This is a genomic window from Salinispora fenicalii (genome assembly GCF_000514815.1).
Taxonomy (GTDB): Bacteria; Actinomycetota; Actinomycetes; order Mycobacteriales; family Micromonosporaceae; genus Micromonospora; species Micromonospora fenicalii.
Genome location: NZ_KI911474.1, coordinates 1 through 22,248 on the forward strand (window position 1 = coordinate 1; position 22,248 = coordinate 22,248).

The 22,248-nt window shown below is 70.5% G+C and carries 19 protein-coding genes; 8 read left to right on the plus strand and 11 right to left on the minus strand.

Annotated features, from left to right (window positions below; translation table 11 throughout):
- The first annotated feature begins 122 nt into the window (after window positions 1–122).
- A complete protein-coding gene (locus B116_RS27190; RefSeq protein ID WP_223874661.1) occupies window positions 123–557 on the plus strand; it encodes a flavin reductase in 435 nt (144 codons plus the stop codon).
- A 28-nt stretch (window positions 558–585) separates the two neighbouring features.
- Here B116_RS27190 and B116_RS0123115 read toward each other — a convergent pair whose 3' ends face one another.
- On the minus strand, window positions 586–840 hold the full coding sequence (locus tag B116_RS0123115) for a Smr/MutS family protein (protein ID WP_018724185.1): 255 nt from the start codon (window positions 838–840) through the stop codon (window positions 586–588).
- A 79-nt stretch (window positions 841–919) separates the two neighbouring features.
- Window positions 920–1,282 (minus strand): tetratricopeptide repeat protein, encoded by a 363-nt coding sequence (locus B116_RS0123120; RefSeq protein WP_018724184.1) that lies wholly within the window; start codon window positions 1,280–1,282, stop codon window positions 920–922.
- Window positions 1,283–1,505: 223 nt separating this feature from the next.
- On the opposite strand from B116_RS0123120, the gene B116_RS0123125 reads away from it, so the two are divergent.
- A complete protein-coding gene (locus B116_RS0123125; protein ID WP_027661461.1) occupies window positions 1,506–2,231 on the plus strand; it encodes a BON domain-containing class I SAM-dependent methyltransferase in 726 nt (241 codons plus the stop codon).
- 2 nt (window positions 2,232–2,233) lie between these two features.
- Here the strand turns inward: B116_RS0123125 and B116_RS0123130 are convergent, their stop codons facing one another.
- A complete protein-coding gene (locus B116_RS0123130; protein ID WP_082312877.1) occupies window positions 2,234–5,020 on the minus strand; it encodes an ATP-binding protein in 2,787 nt (928 codons plus the stop codon).
- Window positions 5,021–5,148: 128 nt separating this feature from the next.
- Window positions 5,149–5,361 (minus strand): FmdB family zinc ribbon protein, encoded by a 213-nt coding sequence (locus B116_RS27195; RefSeq protein ID WP_020608325.1) that lies wholly within the window; start codon window positions 5,359–5,361, stop codon window positions 5,149–5,151.
- Window positions 5,362–5,399: 38 nt separating this feature from the next.
- Here B116_RS27195 and B116_RS0123140 point away from each other — a divergent pair, with 38 nt between their 5' ends.
- The 3 genes from B116_RS0123140 to B116_RS0123150 all read left to right on the plus strand — a co-directional run bounded on the left by B116_RS0123140 (window position 5,400) and on the right by B116_RS0123150 (window position 11,165).
- Window positions 5,400–6,713, plus strand: a complete 1,314-nt coding sequence (locus B116_RS0123140; RefSeq protein WP_082312878.1) for a lytic murein transglycosylase — start codon at window positions 5,400–5,402, stop codon at window positions 6,711–6,713.
- A 71-nt stretch (window positions 6,714–6,784) separates the two neighbouring features.
- Window positions 6,785–7,801, plus strand: coding sequence for a GNAT family N-acetyltransferase (locus B116_RS0123145; protein ID WP_027661464.1), 1,017 nt, complete (start codon window positions 6,785–6,787; stop codon window positions 7,799–7,801).
- 88 nt (window positions 7,802–7,889) lie between these two features.
- A complete protein-coding gene (locus B116_RS0123150) occupies window positions 7,890–11,165 on the plus strand; it encodes a lamin tail domain-containing protein (RefSeq protein ID WP_027661465.1) in 3,276 nt (1,091 codons plus the stop codon).
- Window positions 11,166–11,386: 221 nt separating this feature from the next.
- On the opposite strand, the gene hemB is transcribed toward B116_RS0123150, so the two are convergent.
- Genes hemB through B116_RS0123175 form a run of 5 tightly spaced genes read right to left on the minus strand, consistent with a single transcriptional unit; the run spans window position 11,387 to window position 17,063 of the window.
- The gene (gene hemB, locus B116_RS0123155) at window positions 11,387–12,370 is read right to left on the minus strand and encodes a porphobilinogen synthase (protein ID WP_027661466.1); all 984 of its coding nucleotides are present in this window, start codon (window positions 12,368–12,370) and stop codon (window positions 11,387–11,389) included.
- A 13-nt stretch (window positions 12,371–12,383) separates the two neighbouring features.
- Window positions 12,384–13,964, minus strand: a complete 1,581-nt coding sequence (locus B116_RS0123160) for a bifunctional uroporphyrinogen-III C-methyltransferase/uroporphyrinogen-III synthase (protein ID WP_027661467.1) — start codon at window positions 13,962–13,964, stop codon at window positions 12,384–12,386.
- Window positions 13,961–14,929 carry a hydroxymethylbilane synthase gene (hemC, locus tag B116_RS0123165; protein ID WP_027661468.1) on the minus strand — a complete coding sequence of 323 codons (969 nt, stop codon included), beginning with the start codon at window positions 14,927–14,929 and terminating at the stop codon, window positions 13,961–13,963. Before hemC ends, B116_RS0123160 begins: the two co-directional genes overlap by 4 nt.
- The gene (locus B116_RS0123170; RefSeq protein WP_018724175.1) at window positions 14,929–16,296 is read right to left on the minus strand and encodes a glutamyl-tRNA reductase; all 1,368 of its coding nucleotides are present in this window, start codon (window positions 16,294–16,296) and stop codon (window positions 14,929–14,931) included. Before B116_RS0123170 ends, hemC begins: the two co-directional genes overlap by 1 nt.
- Entirely contained in the window at window positions 16,293–17,063 is a 771-nt protein-coding gene (locus tag B116_RS0123175) for a redox-sensing transcriptional repressor Rex (protein WP_026322069.1), read from the minus strand. Before B116_RS0123175 ends, B116_RS0123170 begins: the two co-directional genes overlap by 4 nt.
- 417 nt (window positions 17,064–17,480) lie before the next feature.
- On the opposite strand from B116_RS0123175, the gene B116_RS0123180 reads away from it, so the two are divergent.
- Both B116_RS0123180 and B116_RS0123185 read left to right on the plus strand, forming a co-directional pair.
- A complete protein-coding gene (locus tag B116_RS0123180; RefSeq protein ID WP_027661469.1) occupies window positions 17,481–18,734 on the plus strand; it encodes a sensor histidine kinase in 1,254 nt (417 codons plus the stop codon).
- 16 nt (window positions 18,735–18,750) lie between these two features.
- Entirely contained in the window at window positions 18,751–19,392 is a 642-nt protein-coding gene (locus B116_RS0123185) for a response regulator (protein WP_027661470.1), read from the plus strand.
- A gap of 12 nt (window positions 19,393–19,404) precedes the next feature.
- Here B116_RS0123185 and B116_RS0123190 read toward each other — a convergent pair whose 3' ends face one another.
- Both B116_RS0123190 and B116_RS0123195 read right to left on the minus strand, forming a co-directional pair.
- Window positions 19,405–20,052 (minus strand): HAD family hydrolase, encoded by a 648-nt coding sequence (locus tag B116_RS0123190; protein ID WP_027661471.1) that lies wholly within the window; start codon window positions 20,050–20,052, stop codon window positions 19,405–19,407.
- Between the two features lie 22 nt (window positions 20,053–20,074).
- Window positions 20,075–20,326: a glutaredoxin family protein gene (locus B116_RS0123195; protein WP_018254585.1), complete on the minus strand. Its 252-nt coding sequence runs from the start codon at window positions 20,324–20,326 to the stop codon at window positions 20,075–20,077.
- 807 nt (window positions 20,327–21,133) lie between these two features.
- Here B116_RS0123195 and B116_RS0123200 point away from each other — a divergent pair.
- Window positions 21,134–22,069: an ECF subfamily RNA polymerase sigma factor, BldN family gene (locus B116_RS0123200; RefSeq protein ID WP_018724170.1), complete on the plus strand. Its 936-nt coding sequence runs from the start codon at window positions 21,134–21,136 to the stop codon at window positions 22,067–22,069.
- Window positions 22,070–22,248: the final 179 nt, after the last annotated feature.

Consider the following 22,248-nt stretch of genomic DNA (forward strand, 5'->3'; position numbering starts at 1 on the left):
GTCGTTGGGCTCGCCGTTGGCGTGATTCTGGGCCTGGTGACCAAAAGCCGCTCGGGCAGTTGGTGCCCCCGGTGTGGTGACCTCAAACGCTGCCTACGTGACCACGCGGGCGGGAACCGACCATGATCCGCGCACACGACCCCATGCGCCCGCTCTGGCGGTGCCGGGCCTGCGGCGCCGACTGGCCCTGCCAACCCGCGCGGCTCGCGTTGCTGGCCGAGTATCGCGGCAGGAGGTCAGCACTACTGGCCCACCAGGACAAGCTCCTGGCCGAGGCATCAGATCAGCTATCCCGACTCAACGGCACCAGACCCGACCTCAGGGAAAGGTTCGTCAACTGGTGCTGGCGGGCGGAACCCGAACACCCCACAACCAGCGCCTCCGAACCGGGAGACCTGGACCTGGACCTGGACTTGGTGTTTCGCGGAATCGAAATGATCATCCGTAGCCACTGGGGAGGACGAACCTGCCCCCGATGCGTGAACAAAGGCTGTCCGCACCTCGACTGGGCCGACGACTGGCTGGCCCACCTACGACGATCACCGCAAGGCGGTTAGACAGAACGCCCCGGGTAGCGTTTCGTCACTACTTCCAGCGGAAGTGAACGAAGAGCCGGCCGAAGTTCTTCGAGTCCTTCTCCACCCGGTGGTAAAGCGCCTTTACGTCCTTCTGATCAAGGAACCGCAGCACCCGCTTCTTGAGCTGGCCGGACCCCTTGCCTGGGATGATCTCCACCAGGGTGGCCTTCTTCGCCACCGCCTCGTCGATGATTCCGCGCAAGGCCCGGTCGATGTCAGTGCCCCGGTTGTAAATGTCGTGTAGGTCCAGCTTCAGCTTCACGGCCGGGCCTCCGCCGGGTCGATTCCGTTGCCAGCACCATGGTAGGTGGCCGGACGGGCGACGGGCCGCCCGGTGCGGGTCAACGACCGACCCGGGCCTGCACCCGACGTAACGCCGTCTGATAGTCGGCGTTGCCGTGGTGCATCGCCGCCGCGATGCGCAGATGCCGCAGCGCGTCCACCGGCCGATTCAGCCGCTCCAGCGTCCGGCCCAACACGTGGTGGGCGTAGTGGTCACTCGGGTCTCGATCAACCAACTCGCGTAGCTGCTCTTCGGCTCGGCTGAGCTGCGCCGAGGAGAAGTACGCCCGGGCCAGCAGTTGGCGCACGGCGGTGTTGCCGGGCTCGGCCGCGAGGATGGGCTCGAGCAGCCGAGCCGCTTCGGACGGATCCCCGGCTTCGAAGCACCGGGTCGCCCGTCGATACTCGGCCAGCAAATCCATCCGCCCCACCCCTCCTGTCGTGTCGACACCCTGCCCCGCCGCCGACATCACGACACGCTGGGCACCCTGCACCTCACCCGGCGGAAGCGAGCCGTCCTACCGGTTGAGAATATGTTCACCGGCCGAGGGCGGGAACCCGAAGCGACCCACGGCTGGATTCAGCGCGCCGAGACCAGGGGCATACCGGGCGGATTTTCGGGTAACGGGCGGCCGGAGGTGGGCCATGGTCGCGCTGGCACAGACACCGCCCTCAGCCCAGCGGCTGCGGGCGGTTGACGAATTCCTCGCCGAAGCCTGGGCAGACCAGGCGCGGCACGACAGCCGACTGCGGGATCTCGCCGTCGAGGTGGACTTCGACCGGGGAGTGGCCCACCTGACCGGGGAGGTCGATGAGCCGGGTGACCTACATCTGGTGCGGGAGCGGGTCGGCCGGCTCGCCGGGGTCCTGGCCGTCTGGGCCCGGGTCCGGGTCGGGGGCCGGAATCCGGTCGTCGTGGACCTGGGCTGCGGGGGGACCAAGCAGTGGCCGGACAACCTGGGCCTGGACATCTACCCCGCGGTCGGGGTGGACGCGGTAGCCGACCTGTCGCGCACCCTGCCGCTGGCCGACGACTCGGTGGACGTCTTCTTCGCCGTCCACATCCTGGAGCACCTGATCGACTTCCTGCCGTTGGTGGACGAGGCGCACCGAGTTCTCCGGCCCGGTGGCGTCCTGCACGTGATGAGCCCCTGGTGGGGGCATGTCAACGCGGTCGCCGACCCCACCCACGTACGGCTGCTGGACATCCAGACCATCAAGGGCATCTGCCTCCAACGCCCGCCGGACGCTCCGCGCTGGTACCCCCTGCACGCCGGCTGCGACGGGGCCAGCATCTTCGCCGACCTGACCCTCCTGCCGCCCGATGCGCCACCCCCCACGCCGGCCCACCTGGCCCGCTTCTTCGCCTGACCTCAGTCGGGCTCGGGACCAACCCGGGTGGGGTCCGGTGCACTCGGGGCGCGAAGTGGCCGCTCCAACGGACTGGCGAGTGCGGATGGGGCGACGCCAGTGGCGAAGCGGGTCGAATCAGCGGCCAAGTCCGGGTGTTCGACGCCGAGGGCAACCGCCGCCGCCTCCCGAATGCCCAACCCCGCGCCGTCGCCGTACGTCCGGTCGAAGGTGACATCGCCGAGCACCTCGCGCACCTGCGCCTGCCACCGCGCAAGGTAGTCGCCGTTGATGCCCGGCACCGCGCCCAGGGCGGCACCCCTCGCCTGCGCCGCGCCGAAGAGCCGGGCGGCGGTCAGCGGATCACCCCCTGCGGCGCAGCGCACCGCGATCGCCTGCATCGTGTCGCAGGCGCGGCGGTGGAAGCCGTGCGCCATCCGGGACCGCAGCGAGACCAACAGATGCTCGTGCGCGGCGATCAGGTCGCCGCGGGCCAGCGCCACCAGACCGAGCAGCATGTCCACCGTCCGGCGGCCCCGTTCCACCGGACGTCCCGCCTCCACCGGACGGGCCGCGCCGAGTAGTTCCGCCGCCTCGTCCAAGGCACCCCGACGCCACAACAACTCCGCCAGGCTGAGGACGGCGAAAAGGGCGTCGTCCACCACGTCCTGCCGCTGCGCCCAGTCAATGACCTCCCGGCACCCCTGCTCCGCCTCGGCGAACTGCCCCAGGTCAACCAGGGGGGCCGCCCGGCTGGCCAGCACCCGGGCCAGCAGACCGGCGTCGCCGGACCGCCGGGCCACCACCTCCGCCTGCTGCGATAGGCGCAACTCCTCGACGAAGTCGCCGTCCGCCCCGGCGTGCAACGAATGCGTGTGGTGCGCCGCCGCCAGCTCCACATCCGGGATGCGCTCACCGGTCTCGACGCTCCGGTCGTACAACTGGGACAACCAGAGCCGGCCTCGCCTGGCCAGGCCCCGCTCCCGCCACCATTGGTCCAGCCCGACGACGAGCGCGAGCCCCGCCCGAGCGCTACCGCCCGTCACGCACCAACGCAGCGCGGTTCGCAGTTCCCCGGCCAGCGGGTCGAACGCGTACAACGAGAGCGTTGCCGGCCGGCCGTCCGCTCCCACACCCAACCGCCGTAACGCGTGTGCGGACCAGGCCACGTGTCGATTCCGCGCCGCCGGCTCCTCCCCCGCCGCCGCCAACCGGCCGATCGCGTACGCACGAATCGGGTCGAGCATTCGATAGGTGCTACCGCCGATGTCCGGCTCGGCCAACACCATCGACTTCTCCACCAGCACCGACAGCGAATCGAGCTGGTCGTCCTCCAGCAGCCACTCCACTGTTGCCAGGTCCACCGGCTCGGCGAACACCGCCAGCCAGCGCAGCAGCCGGGCCGCTCCCACGCCCAGCTGCCGGTACGACCAGCGGAGGTTTGCCTGCATGCTGCGGTGACGCGCGACCAGCCCGGTCGCGGAATCACCCCGGCCGGCGTCGAGGACGCCCAGGACGTCATCGAGACGGTCGGCGAGCTGCCCGACCGAGAGCACCCGCAGCCGGACAGCGGCCAATTCGATGGCGAGCGGCAGGCCCTCCAACCGACGTACGACCCGATGCAGGTCCACCCACTCCGCCGGGTCCGGCCGCCGGCCGCCCCGCGCCGCCGTGGCGCGGTCGAGCAGCAGGGCAACCGCGTCGCTCTCCGCTCCGGCTATTGGTGGGTCAACCGAGAGTGGCGGAATTCTCCACACCACCTCGCCGGGAAGTCCGAAGGATTCCCGACTGGTCGCGAGCACCCGCACCCCCACCCCACCGGCGAGCAGCTGGGAGATCACCTGAGCTGACGCCGACAGCTGGGCGTCACCGGTGTCCAGCAGCATCAGCATCCGACGGGCAGCGGCGTGCTCCACCAGCGTGTCCACTATCGGGCGGCCCGGCTCCGGGCGGAGGCCGAGCTGGGCGGCGACCGCGTACGCCACCAGCCCCGGCTCTGCCACCGCGGCGAGGTCAACGAACCAAACACCGTCCGGATGGGACTCGAGCAGGTCGGCGGCGAGCTCCACCGCCAGCCGGGTCTTGCCGGCTCCCCCCGCGCCGACCACCGTGACCAGACGGTAGTTCTGCACCAGCCGGCGCAGCTCGGCCCGCTCGGCCCGCCGACCAACGAACGAGGTGACCGGAGTGGGTAGGTTGTGCGCCGCCGCGTCAGCGGTACGCGGACGGGGGAACTGCCGCTCCAAACCCGCTGCGGTCAGCTGGAAGAGCCGTTCCCGGTCATCGAAGCCACGAAGTCGGTGCAACCCCAGGTCGAGTAGGGAGGCGCCACCGGGCAACGGGTGGGCGTGCTGGGCAGTCGCTGCGGAGCAGAGCACCTGTCCACCGTGCGCAGCGGCGGCGATCCGGGCAGCCCGATGCACCTCTGCACTCACGTACTCACCGTCGCGGGGCTCCGCCCACCCGGTGTGCAACCCCATCCGTACCCGCGGGGTGGCATCCGGGGTTGGCCAGTCGTGGTTGGTCAGGGCACGTTGGGCGGCCAGACAGGCGGCCAGCGCGGCGGACGCGTCGGCGAAGACCAAGAAGAACGAGTCGCCCTCGGTGAGCAACTCCGCCCCCTTGGTGGCGACTACGGTCCGGCGCAGCAGGCGCCGGTGTTCCCGCAGCACTGGCCGGTAGTCCGGTCCGAGCAGTTGGGCCAGCCGGGTGGAGCCCTCGATGTCGGTGAAGACGAAGGTCACCCACCCGGTCGGGAGGTGGATCCGTGGCGACATGCGTGGAACCTCCGCCCAGGACGTCTGGTTCATGCTGCCTGAATGCTGCCTGAATCCAGCCCGTCACACATGGCGAGAATGACGGCCCGGTTCTGCTCCAACGTGCCACTCCGCGCCAGCGTCGGCAAGCACGGTGAGACGTCGACGAACCGATTGCCGACTCAGCAGCCGCAGCCACCGCCGCAGCAGCCACCACCTGCGGTGGGAGCGATCCCACCAGATCCGCTTCGACCGATTGTCGCGACCGTGGAAAGGAGTTTGACGGTGTTGTCGTGCCCCTGCGGGCAGCGGGTCGGCTCGGCGGCTCGGGCCATAGGCCGATTGACCTCGAAGGTGTCGCCGCAGTCGCGGCAGCGGAACTCGTACCGGGGCATGCCTCCAGCCTACGACCGCCCCGGACCATCGACCGAACATGGGTAATACTCGACAGGTGGTGGACGGCGAGGAGAAGCAGACCCTCCGGCCCCTGCGTCCGGCCGCACCGGGCGAGGGCGCACAGAGTGGATCTGGCGTGGCCGCGGGCGGACGGCTCGGGCCGGTGCCCCGACCGCGCCGACCGTGGCTGCAACCGCCGACGGACGAAGATGCGGAGCCGGCGCGGAGCCCCGACGCGAACCGGGCCGACGAGGTCAAGCCATCGAGCTCCACCGACGCCGACGCCACCGACAAGGCCAAACCAGCAAACTCCGCCGACGCCGACTCCGACTCCGACTCCACCGGCAAGGCCAAACCAGCAAACTCCGCCGACGCCGACGCCGACGCCGACGCCGACGCCGACTCCAGCTCCGGCTCCGACTCCGGCTCCGACTCTGACGCCGCCACGCCGGAGCGGGCCGCGAGAACCGGACGGCGCCGGGTTCGCTTCGCGCACGCCATCCGCGTCTCACCCGCCCGATTGACGGTCGGCGCGGCGCGTTCGGTACACCGTTGGTCACGGCGTCCCAGCGGCCAGCTCACCCTCCCTGGTAGCTTCCTGCTGCTCCTGGTCGCGGCGACCGTGGCGGCCGGCGCCCTGCTGGTGCCCACCACAGTGGGCTCCGGCCCGGATACCGCCATCACCGACGACGCGACGGCCGCGCCCGGCGGGCCGCCACCCGCCGGCACGCTGCCGCCGCCCGACGCCACGACGGCCGTCCCACCCCCCGGCCTCGGCCGACCCGCCGACACGCTCGCGGGCTGGGCAGCCCAGACCGGCCCGAAGGTTGGCATCGCACCGGTCGCGTTGCAGGCCTACGGCTACGCCGAACTAGTCCTCGCCCAGACCAACCGCAGCTGTGGTCTGAGCTGGACCACGCTCGCTGCGATCGGGCATGTCGAGTCGGGGCACGGGCAGGCCAACAACGCCCAGCTCGGGTCGGACGGGCGGGCCGCCCCAGAGATCATCGGCCTGCCACTGGACGGGCAAGGCGGGCGAATGCTGATCCGCGACACCGACCGCGGCACGCTGGACCAGGACGCCACCTACGACCGGGCGGTCGGGCCAATGCAGTTCATTCCGACCACCTGGCAGGAGATTGGGGCCGACGCGGATAACGACGGCCGCAAGGACCCACACGACATCGACGACGCCGCCCTGGCCGCCGCCAATTACCTGTGCAAAGGCGGCCGGAATCTGACTACCGCCACCGACTGGTGGAACGCCGTCCTGTCGTACAACGATGTGCGACAGTACGCTCAGGACGTCTTCGACAAGGCCAACCAGTACGGGCAAGCAAGCCGGAGCTGACGTGATCGTCCATGTTTCCGGGGAATCCCCTACTTCCCCCGAGCAGCGGTAGGCGGCAAGCTAGACGGGTGATGATGCGCGAATGGGATCTTAGGGCCGCGTCGTCCGCCGAGATGGCGTCCCTGCTGGACACGTTGAACGCGGTCCTCGCCGCCGACCTGCCGCAGGACCCGCCCTGGCAAGGGAGCTTCCTGCGGGAGTACCTGACTGAGATGATGCCGGGTGAACGGCGGATCTCCTGGGTGGCCAAGGCCGACCCGACCGAGGACGGCGGCGTGGCCGTGCCGGGGATGGTCAACGTGCTGCTGCTCGGCAGCATCGGCGTGCTTGAGGTGCTGGTGCACCCGTCGATGCGCCGCAGCGGCCTCGGCCGCGAGCTGGTCCTGACCGCTGCCCGCCGGGTCTACCAGGAGGGATTCCAGGCGATCGGCGTGGAGGTAGTCGGCGACACCCCAGCGGTCGCCTTCTTCGAGGCGCTCGGCTTCACCCGAGAATACGTCGAAACCCGCAGCGTGCTCGACCTGGCCGGAGTGGACTGGGCGGAGCTGGGCAAGACGGCCGACGGCGTCAGCCCGGGGTACGACGTGCAGTTCCACCCCGGCGGGCTGCCCGATCAGCTCATCGACGCGTACGCGCGGGCCAAGGCGGAGGCGCGCGATGTCGAGGAGGGTGAGCTCCGCCCCAGCTCCTACGACCCGCAGCGGCTCCGCGACAGCCTCGACTGCCTGCACCGACGGGGGATGACCCCATACATCGTCCTGGCGCTGCACGAGCAGACCGGGGAGGTGGCCGGGCTGACCGAGGTGGTGGTGCCGGCGCAGCATCCGACCCGGGCCGACCAGTACGACACGATCGTGGTGCCGGAGCACCGCGGGCACGACATTGACCGGGCGATGAAAGCACGCATGCTGTTGGAGTTGCGCTCGGCCGAGCCGGCGCTCACCGAAGTGCAGACCTGGAACGCGCAGGAGAACGAGGCGATGCTGAAGGTCAACGCCGAGCTGGGCTACCGCTCAGACCGGGAGTGGTACGAGTACAGCGTTGATGTCGCCGAGCTGGTGCATCGGGTCGACGCCACGCGCCAATAGTTCACCATCGGGCCCTTCAGGGGATAGAGCGAGGTAGGGCGGACCCTCTAGCCTTCGCTCGTTACCATCCACCCACCGTGGAGGCTCCATGCGCCCGCGCCGCGCACTCGCTCTATTCGCCACCGTCACCGCTACCGTGAGCATCGCGGCCGTCGGGGTCACGCCCAACGCCGCCGTCGCTGCCCCCACCGACCTGTTCATCTCCGAGTACGTCGAAGGCTCGTCCAACAACAAGGCGATCGAGCTCTTCAACGGCACCGGCGCGCCGGTCGACCTCGCCACCGGCGGCTATCAACTGCTGCTCTACTTCAACGGCTCCACCACGCCGACCACCATTTCCTTGACCGGCACGGTTGCGGCGGGAGATGTCTTCGTCTTCGCCCACTCATCGGCGAACGCGGCGATCCTCGCCCAGGCCGACCAGGTCACCGGTGCTGGCCTCTTCAACGGTGACGACGCGGTCGTACTGCGCCGCGGCGATGCCGTGCTCGACGCGATCGGTCAGGTCGGCGTCGATCCGGGCAGCGGGTGGGGCAGCGGCCTGACCAACACCGCCAACCACACCCTCCGCCGGCTGGGCAGCATCGCCTCGGGGGACACCGACCCCGGCGACAGCTTCGACCCTGCCACCGAGTGGGCCGGCTTCGACACCGACACGGTGGACGGGCTCGGCGCGCACCACTTCGGCGACGGCCCGGTAGACACCCCCGCCACCATCACCTGCGGCGATCCCCTGGTAACGCCGGCGGGCACCGCGGCCTCCCGGGAGGTCACCGCGACCGACCCGGACGATGAGATCGTCGACCTGGCGGTCACGTCAGTCAGCCCGACGCCGTCCACCGGCGCGATCAGCCGGACGGCGTTCACCCCGGCCGGAGCGGTCGGTGGCACCGCCCGGGCCACTGTCAGCGCGAGCGCCGACCTGGCCGCCGGGGCGTACTCGGTGGTCCTGAGGGCGACCGACACCGACGGCACCACCGCGACCTGCACCCTGCCGGTGCAGGCCACCCGGGAGCTGACGGTCGGTGAGGTGCAGGGCCCGACCACCGACGCCGAGGAGGGCGGCACCGACCGCTCGCCGCTCGCGCCGACCAGCGGCAACGGTGCCAGCAACGCGCGGTACGACGTCCGTGGCGTGATCACCCAGCGCACCCTGGCCCGTGACTCCGCTGGCGGGGACCAGCACGGATTCTTCCTCCAAAGCCGCGCCGACGCGACCGACGGCGACCTCACCAGCTCCGACGGCATCTTTGTCTTCATGGGCTCGCACACGTCGCTCATCGGGGGTTACGTACCGACCGTCGGCGACGAGGTGGTGCTCCGCGCCCGGGTCTCCGAGTACTACCACATGACGCAGCTCTCCAGCGCCTCGCTGGTCCGTCAGATCTCCACCGGGCTGGACGTGGACCGGGTGGTCACGGTGACCGACGCGGCGCCACCGGCCGACCTGGCCGACGCGCAGCGCTTCTGGGAACGGCACGAGGGGGCCCGACTGCGGGTACGCGCGGACAGTCAAACGGTGAGCGGCCGCAACGTCTACGCCTCCACCGCTGACGCCGAGACCTGGCTGGTCGACCGGGATGACCCGCTCCTGGACCGGAGCGACCCGCACACCCGCCGCGTGTTCCGCGACGCCCACCCGCTGGACAACGACCCCACCCAGATCTTCGACGACGGCAACGGCCAGCGGATCATGCTGGGCAGCCTGGGCGTCAAGGCCGTCAGCGGCGACAACACCACGCTGCTCCCACCGGCACGCACCTTCGACACGCTGACCGACGATGCGGTGGGTGGTCTTTACTACTCGTTCCAGAAGTACGGCGTCCAGGTCGAGTCCGCCGCCTTCGCGGCCGGAGCCGACCCGGCAACTAACCACCCGCCGCAGCCGGCCCAGCGGTCGACGGAGTACGCGGTCGCTGCGTACAACGTGGAGAACCTGTACGACTTCCGCGACGACCCCTTCGACGGCTGCGACTTCGCCGGAAACGACGGCTGCACCGGCGTACGACCGCCGTTCGACTACGTTCCGGGCAGCGAGCAGGAGTACGAGGATCAACTCGCCGCGCTCGCCGACCAGATCACCAACGACCTGCACTCCCCCGACCTGATCCTGGTCCAGGAGACCGAGGACCAGGACATCTGCGTGGTTGATGGCAACCAGTTGGTCTGCGGTAATACCAATGACGCCGACGGCGCTCCGGACTCGCTCCAGGAGCTCGCGCTGACCATCGCCGACATCGGTGGCCCGGCCTACGCGGCCGCCTACGACCGCAGCGGCGCCGATGCCCGGGGCATCACCTCGGCCTTCCTCTACCGCACTGACCGGGTCGCACTGGCCGAGGCGACCACTGACGATCCGCTACTCGGCGCCGCCCCGACCGTCCAGTACCGCGCGCCCGGGCTCCCGTCCAACGCCGACGTGCAGAACCCCAAGACACTCAACGCGGTCCTGCCGCCCGATGTGGATACCAGCACCGGCAAGGACGGCGACAACGTCTTCACCCGCGCGCCGCAGCTCGGCCGGTTCACGATCGCCGCCGCCCCCGGTTCGGAGGAACGGCTGACGGTCTGGGCGGCCAGCAACCACTACTCGTCCGGCCCGGACCGACGGGTGGGGCAGCGCCGGGAGCAGGCGGCGTACGGGGCTGCGATCGTCTCCGCGATCACGGCGGCGGACCCGGACGCCCGAGTGGTGTTCGGCGGGGACCTGAACGTCTTTCCCCGTCCCGACGATCCGATCGCGACGGCCGCGGACCCGACCCCGTCGGACCAGCTCGCTCCCCTGTACGAGGTGGGGCTGCGCAACCTCTGGGATGACCTGCTCGCCGACGCGCCGTCGTCCGCCTACTCGTACGGCTTCGCCGGCCAGGCACAGACGCTGGACCACCTCTTCGTCACCGCGGCGCTCCACGACGATCTGGTGCAGATGCGGGCCGCGCACATCAACGCCGATTGGCCGGCGGAGTACGCGGGGGACGGCTCGCGGGGCGCCAGCGACCACGATCCGCAGGTGGCCCGGTTCCGGTCCCGCCCGACGCTGACCGTCGCCGACGCCTCGGTGGTCGAAGGCGATCGGGGCCGCAGCGAGCTGGCCTTCACCGTCACCGTCTCGCGTCCCCTCTCCGAGTCGGCCCTGGTCTGCGCCCTGACCCTGGGCCGAAGCGCACGGCCGGGCGTTGACTACCGGTCGTACGCCGGTTGCCAGACGCTGCCGGCCGGCCAGACAGCGCTGACCTTCCCGGTGTCGGTGCGCGGGGACCGGAAGCGCGAGACCGACGAGAAGCTGACTCTGCTGGTGGTTGGGGGCCCGGGGCTCCAGATCGCCGATCCGTTCGGCACCGGGACCATCGTCAACGACGACTGACCGCCAACTGACCTCACCACCGCCGACTGATCGCCAACTGACCTCACCACCGGCGACTGATCGCCACTGACGTCGCCACCGGCGACCGGCCGACCTCAGAAGGCGCCACGGGCGACCTTGGAAGCGGCACGGCCCGCCGGCCCGGTACTCGACCGGGCCGGCGGGCCGTTGCGGTGCTGCGGACCCGGCTGCCGCCAGTGGGGCGACCGGGCGCGGCGGCGTCAGTAGCGCTGACGCAGCAGCTGCGCGGCCTCGACCGCCCAGTAGGTAAGGATGATCTGCGCTCCGGCCCGACGAATCGAGGTGAGTGTCTCCAGCATCACCTGCTCCCGGTCGATCCAACCGTTCGCCGCGGCCGCCTCGACCATCGCGTACTCGCCGGAGACCTGGTAGGCGGCGACTGGCACGTCAACGGCGGCCCGGACCGCCGCGACCACGTCGAGGTACGGCAGCGCTGGCTTGACCATCACCATGTCCGCGCCCTCGGCCACATCCAGCGCCACCTCGCGCAGGGACTCCCGCAGGTTCGCCGGATCCTGCTGGTAGGTCCGACGGTCGCCGTCCAGCGTTGATTCCACCGCGTCCCGGAACGGGCCAAAGAACGCGGACGCGTACTTCGCCGCGTAGGCGAGGACGGTCACGTCCTGGTGGCCGGCGGCGTCCAACGCCCGCCGGACCACGCCGACCTGACCATCCATCATTCCGGACGGCCCGACCACGTGCACCCCGGCCTGCGCCTGCGCCACCGCCATCTCGGCGTACGCGGCGAGGGTGGCGTCGTTCGCCACCGACCCGTCGGACGCCAACACACCGCAGTGGCCGTGCGAGGTGAACTCGTCCAGGCAGAGGTCGCTCATCACCACGGTGGCGTCGCCCACCTCGGAGACCACGTCCCGGATGGCGGCGTTCAGGATGCCGTTCGGGTTGGCCCCGCCGGAGCCGAGTTCGTCCCGGTGAGCCGGCACCCCGAAGAGCATGATCCCGCCAACCCCGGCCTGGACCGCCGCGACCGCGGCCTTGCGCAGCGACTCCCGGGAGTGCTGGAGCACCCCCGGCAGGGATGACACGGACCGGGGCTCGGTCAACCCCTCCTTGACGAACATCGGTACGACCAGCTCGGCCGGGTCGACCCGGGTCTCGGCGACCAGCCGCCGCAGAGCCGGGCTGCGACGCAGCCGCCGGGGTCGGATCTCGGGGTACGGCACGGGTCCTCCAGGGTCAGCGGAACCGGAGGGCGGTCGGCCCCTGCACCTTCGAGCCGCGCCGCTGCTTCGCCGGCATCGCGGCAAGCTTCTCGCGCAGCTCGACGGCGTAGCCGGCCAGCGCCTCCACCAGGTCGGGGACCGAGGCGTGCGGTGGCTGCACGTCAACCCGAAGGCCGAACTCGGTGGCGGTCTCCGCCGTCTTGGGCCCAATTACCGCAACAACGGTCCGCGCGTGTGGCTTCCCGGCGATGCCGACCAGATTCCGGACCGTGGACGACGAGGTGAAGAGCACCGCGTCGAACCCACCCGACTTGATCGCGTCGCGGATCTCGGCCGGCGGCGGCGCCGCCCGAACCGTCCGGTAGGCGGTCACGTCGTCAACCTCCCAGCCGCGCTCGGTGAGCCCGGCGGCTAGGGTTTCGGTGGCGATGTCGGCGCGCGGCAGCAGCACCCGACCGACCGGGTCAAGCACCTCGTCGTGCGGCGAGAACTCGGCCAGCAGCCCCTCCGAGGACTGCTCCCCGGCGGGGATCAGCTCCGGCCGGATCCCGAAGGCGCGTACCGCGTCGGCGGTCGCGTCGCCGATACAGGCGATCTTCACGCCACCGAAGTGGCGGGCGTCGAGGCCGTGCTCGGCGAACTTCTCCCAGACCGCCCGGACCGCATTCACCGAAGTGAAGATCACCCAGGCGTACCGGCCGTCGACCAGCCCCTTGACCGCACGCTCCATCTGCGCGGGGGTACGCGGCGGCTCGACCGCGATGGTCGGCACCTCGCAGGGGATCGCGCCGTACGCGCGCAGTCGGGCGCTCATCACCCCCGCCTGCTCCTTGGTCCGCGGTACGAGCACCTTCCAGCCGTACAGCGGGCGGTTCTCCCACCAGCTGAGCTTGTCCCGCTGGCCGACGCCCTCGCCGAGGGTGAGCACGACCCGGCCGGTGAACCCGAGCGCCGCCGCGACGAAAGAGTCCACTGTCGACGTGGTCGTGTACTGGGTCTCGCCGGTGCCGTCGCCGGTCACGCCGACCGCGGTCGCATCGTCGACTCCGGCGGCGAGCAACCCGTCCCGGATCGCGGCGAGGTCCCCGGCGTCCACCGCGAGGGCCAACGGACCCCGGGTGACGGCGGCGGCCAGCGCCTCGAAGTCGAGCGTGGTGACATCCTCGACGTCGGCCGCCGTCCGGACCCCGGGCAGCGGCACACCCGCGTAGGTCGCCACCCCCTCGGCCTGGCCGACGCCCGGGACCACCTCGAACTGGCCGGCGGTTCGGGCGACCGCCTGCACCTCCCGGACCACCGCCTCGTGGCCGAACGGGTCACCGGCGACCAGGTGCACCGCGTTCAGCCCGGAACGGGCCGCCGAGATCAGGACCTTCGCCACATCGCCCGATCCGCCCTCGGCCAGGGTTAGCTGAGCCTCCTGCTTCGCCTGGCCGCGGACGACATCGAGCAGCGCCTCGGGGACTCCCCGGTCATATACCACCTGGTCGGCGCTGACCAGGGCGTCGTATCCCCGGCGGGTCAGCAGGCCCGGATCGCCGGGACCGGCCCCGACGAACGCGATGCGGCCTACGGGCTTACGGGTGCGGGTCATACTGTGCTCCCAAATTGCTGGGTCCCCGGGCCAAGGTTCCGTTGCTGGCCGAGGATCGAGTCGGCGCCGAGGTCGAGGAGATCAGTGGCGAGGGCCTTACCGATCTCCACCGCGTCGGCGGGCGTTCCGGTGCGGGACAGCCGGAGGTCACGAGTACCGTCCGGACTGATCACCGCCCCGCGCAGGTAGATCTCTTCACCGACGTCGCCTTCGGCGAGTTCGGCGTAGGCGGCGACCGGGGCACTGCACCCGGCCTCCAGGGTGGCGAGCAGCGCCCGCTCCGCGACGACCGTGGCGCGGGACGGTGCGTGGTCGAGTACCGCAAGCAGCTCGACCAGAGCCGAATCGTCGGACCGGCACTCCACCGCCAGCGCCCCTTGAGCGGGAGCGGGCAGCATCAGCATCGGGTCGAGCGTCTCGGTGATCGTGTCGGTGCGATCCAGGCGGGCCAGCCCGGCCCGCGCCAGAACCACCGCGTCCAGGTCGGCCTCCGGCCCGAGCACCCGCGCCAGCCGGGTACCGACGTTACCCCGGATCGGCTCGACCTCGAGCTGAAGCCCAAGCGCGTGCAGCTGGGCGATGCGACGCAGCGCGCCGGTGCCGACCCGGGCGCCGGGCGGCAGCTCGGCGAGGGTACGACCACCGGTGGCCACGAGCGCGTCCCGGGGATCCTGCCGGGCTGGGACGGCGGCGACGTACAGGCCGGGGGCCGCCGCGGTCGGCAGGTCCTTGTACGAGTGCACCGCGAAGTCGATGGTGCCCGCGGCGAGGGCGTCCCGAAGCGCGGAGACGAACACGCCGACACCGAGCTGGTGCACTGGGGCCGCGGAGCGGTCACCGGTGGTCACCACCTCGACCAACTCCACCGGGGTGCCGGTGGCCGCGGTGAGGGCCGCCGCGACCTGCCCGGACTGGGCCATCGCCAGGGCGCTGCCCCGAGTACCAAGGCGTAGGGGGACCTTCATCACTCACCTCCGGTGGGTAGCGCCTCGGCGTCGCCGCCGAGCTGGGGATCGACGTCGGGCACCACCACATCGGGGACGGTGCCGACCGCGGAGGTCTGTGGCACCTCCAGGTCGAAAAGCTCACGCAGCAGCGCCGTGTACTGGTCCCCGCCGGGCTCCGCCGCGAGCTGGCGAACCCGTACGGTCGGCTGGTGCAGGAGGCGCTGGACGACCCGGTGCACTGTCCGGGCGACCTCGGCCCGCTGGTCGTCGGTCAGATCCGGGCGACGCTGGGTGAGCCGGCCCAGCTCCGCGGCGACCACGTCGTCGGCGCGCCCCCGCAGCGCGGCCACGGTCGGTGCGACGTCCGCTCCCCGCAGCCAGGTGAGGAAGGCGTCAACCTCGGCGGCGACGATCTGCTCCACCGCGGCGGCGTCGGCGGCGACGGGGCCGCCGGCGACCAATGCCGCCATCCGGTCGATGTCGATGACCTGGACGCTGGGCAGGTCGGCCACGCCGGGCTCGACGTCCCGCGGGACAGCCAGGTCGAGCAGGACCAGCGGCCCCCGGGATGGGTCCCGACCAGCGAGTGCCTGGGTCACCACCGCGCGGGTGAGGACCGCCTCGGGGGCGGCCGTGGCGGCCACTACGATATCCACTGTGGAAAGCGTTTTGGTGAGGTCGGCGATCGGCACGGCAGTACCGCCGTACGACTCGGCCAGCCGGATCGCTCGATCGGCACCTCGGTTGGTCACGGTGACCGGCGCGGCGCCCAACCGGGAGAGGGTGGCCGCGCCCAGCGAGCCCATCGCCCCCGCCCCCACCACCAGCGCAGGGCGGCCGGCCAGGTCGCTGTCGAGTAGCTCGGTAGCGAGGCCGAGGGCGGCAGTGACGACGCTCTGCCCGGCCCGGTCGATGCCAGTCTCGGAATGGGCCCGCTTCCCGACCCGTAGGGCCTGCTGCATCAGCTCGTGCAGCAGGCGGTCAACGGTTTCCGCCTCGGACGCCCAGTGGTACGCGTCCCGGATCTGGCCGAGGATCTGGGCCTCGCCCACGACCATGGAGTCCAGGCCGGCGGCGACCCGAAAGACGTGGTTGACCGCGGCGGCGTCAAAGTGCACGTACAGGTGGTCGGCGAGGGCAGCCGGCTGGCAGCCGGTCGGCTCGGCCAGGACAGCACAGATGTCACCGAGGCCGCCATGGAAACCGGATACAACAGCATATACCTCCACCCGGTTGCAGGTGGAGACGAGCACCGCTTCACTCACGTACGGCTGCGCTACCAGGCGGGCCAGAACGCGGGGGAGGTCAGCGGGGGCGACCGCCAGTCGCTCCAGAGTGGCGACCGGGGCGGTGCGGTAAGACGCGCCGACGACTAGCAGTTTCACGTGCCGATCGCCTCCTGGGGGTCGGTGGCGGCGAGGTTACCCGGCAATGGGGTGAGGGCGGCCTCGCCGGCGGCGGGGAGTGCGGTCAGGGACGCCTTACGGTGCTCGTGGAAGGACAGGATCTGCAGCTCGACGGCGAGGTCGACCTTACGGACGTCAACCCCGTCCGGCACGGTTAGCACGCAGGGCGCGAAGTTCAGGATGCTGGTCACTCCGCCGGCGACCAGCCGGTCGGCGACCCGCTGCGCGGCGGCGGCCGGGGTGGCGATCACGCCGATCGCGATCGACTCCTCGGTGGCGACCCGGGACAGCTCGTCCACGTGCTGGACGACCAGGCCGTTAATCTCCTCACCAATCCGAACGGGGTCGGCGTCAAAGAGCGCGGCGATGCGGAAACCACGGGTGGCGAAACCGTCGTAGCCAGCGAGGGCATGGCCGAGATTACCCACCCCGACCAGGGCAACCGAGCGCCGCTGGGTGAGCCCCAGGACGTACTCGATCTGATCGATCAGCAGGGCCACGTCGTAGCCGACTCCCCGGGTGCCGTAGGAGCCAAGGTGCGACAGATCCTTGCGGAGCTTGGCGGAGTTAACTCCCGCAGCCGTGGCCAACCACTCACTGGACACCGTCTCGTGACCGTTTTCGGCCAGGTTGTGCAGGGCGCGGAGATACTCGGGAAGCCGGGCGACGGTCGCCTCCGGCAGGTCTGGCAACGCCGGCACGGCGACAGGGCGTTCGGGTGCGCCGGGCGGGCGGTGCTGACTCATGAAACTCCGTGCGGTGGGATCCTGGGCCAACTCCGCCGGGCCGGGTCGGGACTCCCGCTGGCCACCGAGAAGACCGGCTGTGCTAGCGGGGCGGGTCGGAACTACAGAGTAAGCGCTTGTGAAGACACGCACAAATCGCGATCTTGGTCGCCCACGACGCGACTCCACCCGGCCCCCCGTTCCACAAGATCAATGTCTCGACTCCGCCCACGCCGTCCGGCGATTATTGCTCAATTACGACTTCTCTGACCAATCACACGGGGGGCGCGTCGCCCACTTCCCGACGGGCGTGGTACACCAGCCCCTCCCGAAGCGTGGTAGCGCCAGGCCCTCCCGAAGCGTGGTAGCGCCAGCACCTCCAAATTTTCGGCGGCGTGCAGGATGGGTGGTTTCGGTCTCACTGCCTAGCCTCAGGGCATGACAGCTGCACGCGTGGCCGCCACCCCCACCTCCAGCCCGCTGCGCACCCTGCTCCGCCAGCTCCTGCGCGACTCCGGCTACGTCCTCTCCGGCCTACCCCTCGCCCTGGTCGGCATCGTGCTGGCCGCCACCGGGATCTCCCTCAGCCTCGGCCTGTTGGTGACCACGCTGGGCCTGCCGATCCTGACCGGAACGCTCTACGCCGTCCGCGTCCTGGCCGATATCGAACGGCTCTGGCTGCCCTCCGTGCTGGGCATGCCCCGGATCCGCCCCGTCTACCGAAGCCCCGATCCAGGTGCCGGCTTCTGGGGCCGAGCCCTGGCGCCGGTACGCGATCCGCAGTCCTGGCTCGACCTGCTCCACGCGTTCAGCAAGTTACTGGTGGCGACACCGGCCTTCGCCATCCTGGTCAGCTGGTGGTCCGTGGCGCTCGCCGGCGTCTGCTACCCGATATATGACCGGTATCTACCGCATGGTCCGGACAGCACTTCCCTCAGTGAGCTCCTCGGGATGGGTGCCGGTGCCGGCGCCCGGATCTTCCTGTACACCGCCATCGGCCTCTTCGCCCTGCTCACTCTGCCGTTGGTGGCCCGGGCCTGCGCGCGGACCGAGGGTGGCCTGGCCCGCGCTCTGCTCACCGGCGTGGCCGAGTTGCGCAACCGGATCACCACCCTCGAAGAACAGAAACGCGCATTCGCCTCCGCCGAGGCGAATGCGCTACGCAAGCTGGAGCGAGACATCCACGACGGGCCGCAGCAACGGCTGGTTCGACTCGCCATGGATCTCAGCCGGGCCCGTGAGCAGCTCACCGACAACCCGGTAGCGGCCCGGCACACGCTCAACGAGGCGGTTGACCAAACCCGGGAAACCCTCACCGAGCTACGCGCGCTGTCCCGGGGTATCGCACCGCCCATCCTGGTGGACCGCGGGCTGCCGAGCGCCCTCGCAGCGCTGGCCGGGCGCGGGCTGATCCCGATTGAGCTACAGGTTGACGCCGGGCTAGGCGAGCCCGGCGGCCGGCTCGACCCAGCGGTGGAGAGCACGGCGTACTTCGTGGTCGCCGAAGCGCTCACCAATGTCGCCAAACACAGCCGGGCCACCGAGTGCCGGGTATTCGTGGAGCGGACCGGACGGCGACTGCGGGTCGGCATCGAAGACGACGGCCAGGGCGGTGCGCACCTGGCCAAGGGGCACGGGCTGGTCGGCATCGCGGACCGGATCCGGGCCGAACTCCCCGCGACGACCGGGTAGTGGTAGACACGCAGTCATGCGGATCGTGATCGCTGACGACGCCGTCCTGCTCCGAGAAGGGCTAGTCCGACTTCTCACCGAACGCGGCCACCAGGTGGTGGCCGCTGTCGGTGACGGCGACGCCCTGGTGCAGGCGGTGGTGACCCACCGCCCCGACGTATCGATCGTTGATGTACGAATGCCGCCGTCGCACACCGACGAAGGGCTCCGGGCCGCCGTCCAAGCACGTGATCTGGTGCCAGCGACGCCGATCCTGGTGCTCTCCCAGTACGTCGAGGTGTCCTACGCCGACGACCTCCTGGCCACCGGGGTCGGGGTTGGCTACCTACTCAAGGACCGGGTGGCCGCGATCGGCGAATTCCTCGACGCGCTGGACCGGGTCGCCGCCGGAGGCACCGTTCTCGATCCCGAGGTGATCACCCAGCTCTTCGCCCGCCGCCGCCGCGACGATCCGCTGCGGGCCCTGACCCCGCGCGAACGTGAGGTACTGAGTTTGATGGCCGAGGGCCACTCCAACACCGCGATCGCCCGCAGTCTGGTGGTGACCGACGGCGCGGTCGAGAAGCACGTCCGCAACATTTTCACCAAGCTCGACCTCCCACCGGATATCGAGCAGCACCGCCGGGTCCGCGCCGTCCTGGCCTACCTCCGCGGCTGAGGCGAGGCATGATCAATTCGAGTGGGCCAGGGCGACCGCCTCGGTGAGGGTCTCCGCCACTGGATGACCGGAGGCCCGCAGCCGGGCAGCGTCGGTGAGACCCCCGGTGTAGAGGACCGCACGGCCGCCCACCGATAGGGCCGCTTCGGCGTCGTCGAGCGAGTCACCGATCAGCACCACGTCCCGGCCATCCAGCCCCAGCTCGACCAGGTGCCGGGTCAGTGACTCGGCCTTCCGGTCCCCACCGACCTCGGTCCGGAGCCCGTCCACCCGCAGAAAGTGCTTGGTCAGTCCGTAGGTGTGCACGGTTGGCACCAGATCCTCGTGGAACCACATGGAGAGCAACGACTGGCTCCCGGGCCAGGAGGACATCGCGTCCACCGCGTCATGTGCCAACGCGCAGGTGGTCAGCCCGTCCAGGTACGCCTCGTGGAAGATCTTGTCCAGCTGGCCGAACGCCGCCTCATCCACGGCCCGCCCGAGCACCTCCGCGTAGTAGTCAGCGATCGGTCGACGAAACCGCACCCGATGCTCGTCGGCGGTCACCGCCGGCCCGCCGACGCTGGCGAAGGCAACATTGGTTGATGTCACGATCAGGTCCAGGTCGTCGAGCAGGGTTCCGTTCCAGTCCCAAACCAGGTGCGGGTACGCAGAACTCATCGCCGCACCCTACCTGGAAGCCTCAGAGCTGAGGAGTGGTCAGGTCGCGGAGCAACCGCTCCTCCTCGACCCGCCAGTAGCCGTGCTCCTTGCCGTCGAGCAGCACCACCGGCAGCCGGTCCCCGTACTCGCGCTCCAGCTCCACATCGTCGGTGACGTCCTTCTCCACCCACCGGTCATTGGTGACCGAGACCACCCGCTCAAGCGCCGCCTTCGCGTCTTCGCAGAGGTGGCAACCAGGCCGGGTGATCAGGGTGAGGCGGGGTTCACGCATCGGTCTCCTCCGTTGGGACGGCCCCGGCCCGACGACCGGAGCAGTGTCTTGCGGCGCGTACGCGTGGACAGTTTCGCCGCTGACCGGGTGTGAAACACCCCGTACCGCCCTGCACCACACCTGGGTGACCCGGCGAGTACCAGCTTCACCTCGCGCGGAGAAGCGTTCGCACCGTGGCCGGGCACCTCCTGCACCGCCGTCGAGTCTGGCACAGCGATGAACGACCGACCGCACCGGCGCCGGGGAGCGCGGTACGGGCGCCGGGGAGTGCGGTGCAGGCGCCGACCGGCGACACGCCGCGGCGTAGCGACGCCACCTCGATCCGTCCTGCCAACAGGACTGAGCCGTCACGTGCCGTGAGATTGAGGGCGCCCTCCACATGCCACCGCTGGCGGCAGCTGCCGCCGGCTCGCCCCGCCGACCGACCAACGCGCACCTCGCCGCGACCATCCACACCCCAACCCACCTGGGAGTCTCCCCAAGACACTGAGGAATCCGAAAGTCAACCGCACACGACGGACAACTGGTCCGGCAGCAGTGCGACACGACCGGAAATACTTTGGCCCTGTGTAACGGACTTGCCACGCGCGGGTGACGTTGACCCCTATCATCACTCGGGTTGGCTCACCCCGTTTTCCGTGAGTCAACAACCCCTCAGCCCGAGGAGGCCCCCGTGCCCGATAGCGCATTGGACCAGCACCTCAAGGGGATCGGCCGCACGCCGGCACATCCCCTACCCAAACCATGCGTGCCCGATCTACCCCAACCTCGCGCCGGGGACTCGGGCCGTTCGACGGAGGTGCCCCGATGACGACCTTCGGCTACGCGCAGCGGCCAATCGGCCTGGGTGACCCGCCCTCCCGATCCACGACGAATGAGCGGTTGACACCCCGCGGGCCCCGAGATGACAGCCAGCTCGGCGCCTGGAGCGAAAACGGGGTACGCAGCCGTACCCATCCCAACGAGGCCCCCGCCCGGAGCGGGACACCGGGCGCGAACGCCAAGCCGATCGGGGCCCGAGTCGCCGCACCAGCCCGGCCGGCCATGCCCGTACAGGGCCGCCGGAGTGCCGACCCATCCACCACCACCGAGTCCGCCGCCACGGACACGGCGGTACTGCCGGCGCTGCCCGCCAGTACCCCCGCCACCGGCTTCCCGAGCCGTCCCGACCCGTCCGACCCGGCGACCGAAATCTGGGCCCTGGTCGAGCGAGCACAGGCCGGCGAGGCCGAGGCCTTCGGCCTGATCTACGACCGGTACGTGGACACCGTCTTCCGGTTCGTCTACTTCCGGGTGGGCAACCGCCAGCTGGCAGAGGACCTCACCTCCGACACCTTCCTCCGGGCGCTGAAGCGAATCGGTAGCTTCACCTGGCAGGGCCGAGACCTCGGGGCCTGGCTGGTGACGATCGCCCGCAACCTGGTGGCAGACCACTTCAAGTCCGGCCGCTACCGGCTCGAGGTGACCACCGGCGACGTCCTCGACGCCGAGCGCGAAGACCGGGGGCCGGAAGGCAGCCCAGAGGCGGCCGTAGTCGAGCACATCACCAACGTCACCCTGCTCGGCGCGGTCAAACAGCTCAATCCGGAGCAGCAGGAGTGCATCGTGCTCCGCTTCCTCCAAGGCTTCTCGGTGGCGGAGACGGCGCGGTCCATGGGCAAGAACGAGGGCGCCATCAAGGCCTTGCAGTACCGGGCGGTTCGGGCCCTCGCCCGGCTGCTCCCAGACGGCTTCCGGGCATAACTACGCTGGCAGCGGCGGCGACGCCGGGGAGATCAAAATCCGATGAAATCGGTCACTTTCCGTGCTTTCTCCGCCACTGGCCCCGTAACCCCGACCCGGCGCGGCGCGTTCATCCGGGTGCGACCGATGCAGTCCCGGCGTCCCCCGGGTTTCTCGAGTCCGGCTCGGCTGCCGGCCTC

Bases quoted from the DNA above. Each gene is read 5' to 3' on its own strand.
- B116_RS27190 (WP_223874661.1), top strand. From the start codon at position 123: ATGATCCGCGCACACGACCCCATGCGCCCGCTCTGGCGGTGCCGGGCC.
- B116_RS0123195 (WP_018254585.1), bottom strand. From the start codon at position 20,326: ATGCGTGAACCCCGCCTCACCCTGATCACCCGGCCTGGTTGCCACCTC.
- B116_RS0123200 (WP_018724170.1), top strand. From the start codon at position 21,134: ATGACGACCTTCGGCTACGCGCAGCGGCCAATCGGCCTGGGTGACCCG.
- B116_RS0123130 (WP_082312877.1), bottom strand. From the start codon at position 5,020: ATGAACCAGACGTCCTGGGCGGAGGTTCCACGCATGTCGCCACGGATC.
- B116_RS0123190 (WP_027661471.1), bottom strand. From the start codon at position 20,052: ATGAGTTCTGCGTACCCGCACCTGGTTTGGGACTGGAACGGAACCCTG.
- B116_RS27195 (WP_020608325.1), bottom strand. From the start codon at position 5,361: ATGCCCCGGTACGAGTTCCGCTGCCGCGACTGCGGCGACACCTTCGAG.
- B116_RS0123140 (WP_082312878.1), top strand. From the start codon at position 5,400: ATGGGTAATACTCGACAGGTGGTGGACGGCGAGGAGAAGCAGACCCTC.
- B116_RS0123160 (WP_027661467.1), bottom strand. From the start codon at position 13,964: ATGACCCGCACCCGTAAGCCCGTAGGCCGCATCGCGTTCGTCGGGGCC.
- hemC (WP_027661468.1), bottom strand. From the start codon at position 14,929: ATGAAGGTCCCCCTACGCCTTGGTACTCGGGGCAGCGCCCTGGCGATG.
- B116_RS0123120 (WP_018724184.1), bottom strand. From the start codon at position 1,282: ATGGATTTGCTGGCCGAGTATCGACGGGCGACCCGGTGCTTCGAAGCC.
- B116_RS0123150 (WP_027661465.1), top strand. From the start codon at position 7,890: ATGCGCCCGCGCCGCGCACTCGCTCTATTCGCCACCGTCACCGCTACC.
- B116_RS0123180 (WP_027661469.1), top strand. From the start codon at position 17,481: ATGACAGCTGCACGCGTGGCCGCCACCCCCACCTCCAGCCCGCTGCGC.
- B116_RS0123185 (WP_027661470.1), top strand. From the start codon at position 18,751: ATGCGGATCGTGATCGCTGACGACGCCGTCCTGCTCCGAGAAGGGCTA.
- B116_RS0123175 (WP_026322069.1), bottom strand. From the start codon at position 17,063: ATGAGTCAGCACCGCCCGCCCGGCGCACCCGAACGCCCTGTCGCCGTG.
- B116_RS0123125 (WP_027661461.1), top strand. From the start codon at position 1,506: ATGGTCGCGCTGGCACAGACACCGCCCTCAGCCCAGCGGCTGCGGGCG.
- B116_RS0123145 (WP_027661464.1), top strand. From the start codon at position 6,785: ATGATGCGCGAATGGGATCTTAGGGCCGCGTCGTCCGCCGAGATGGCG.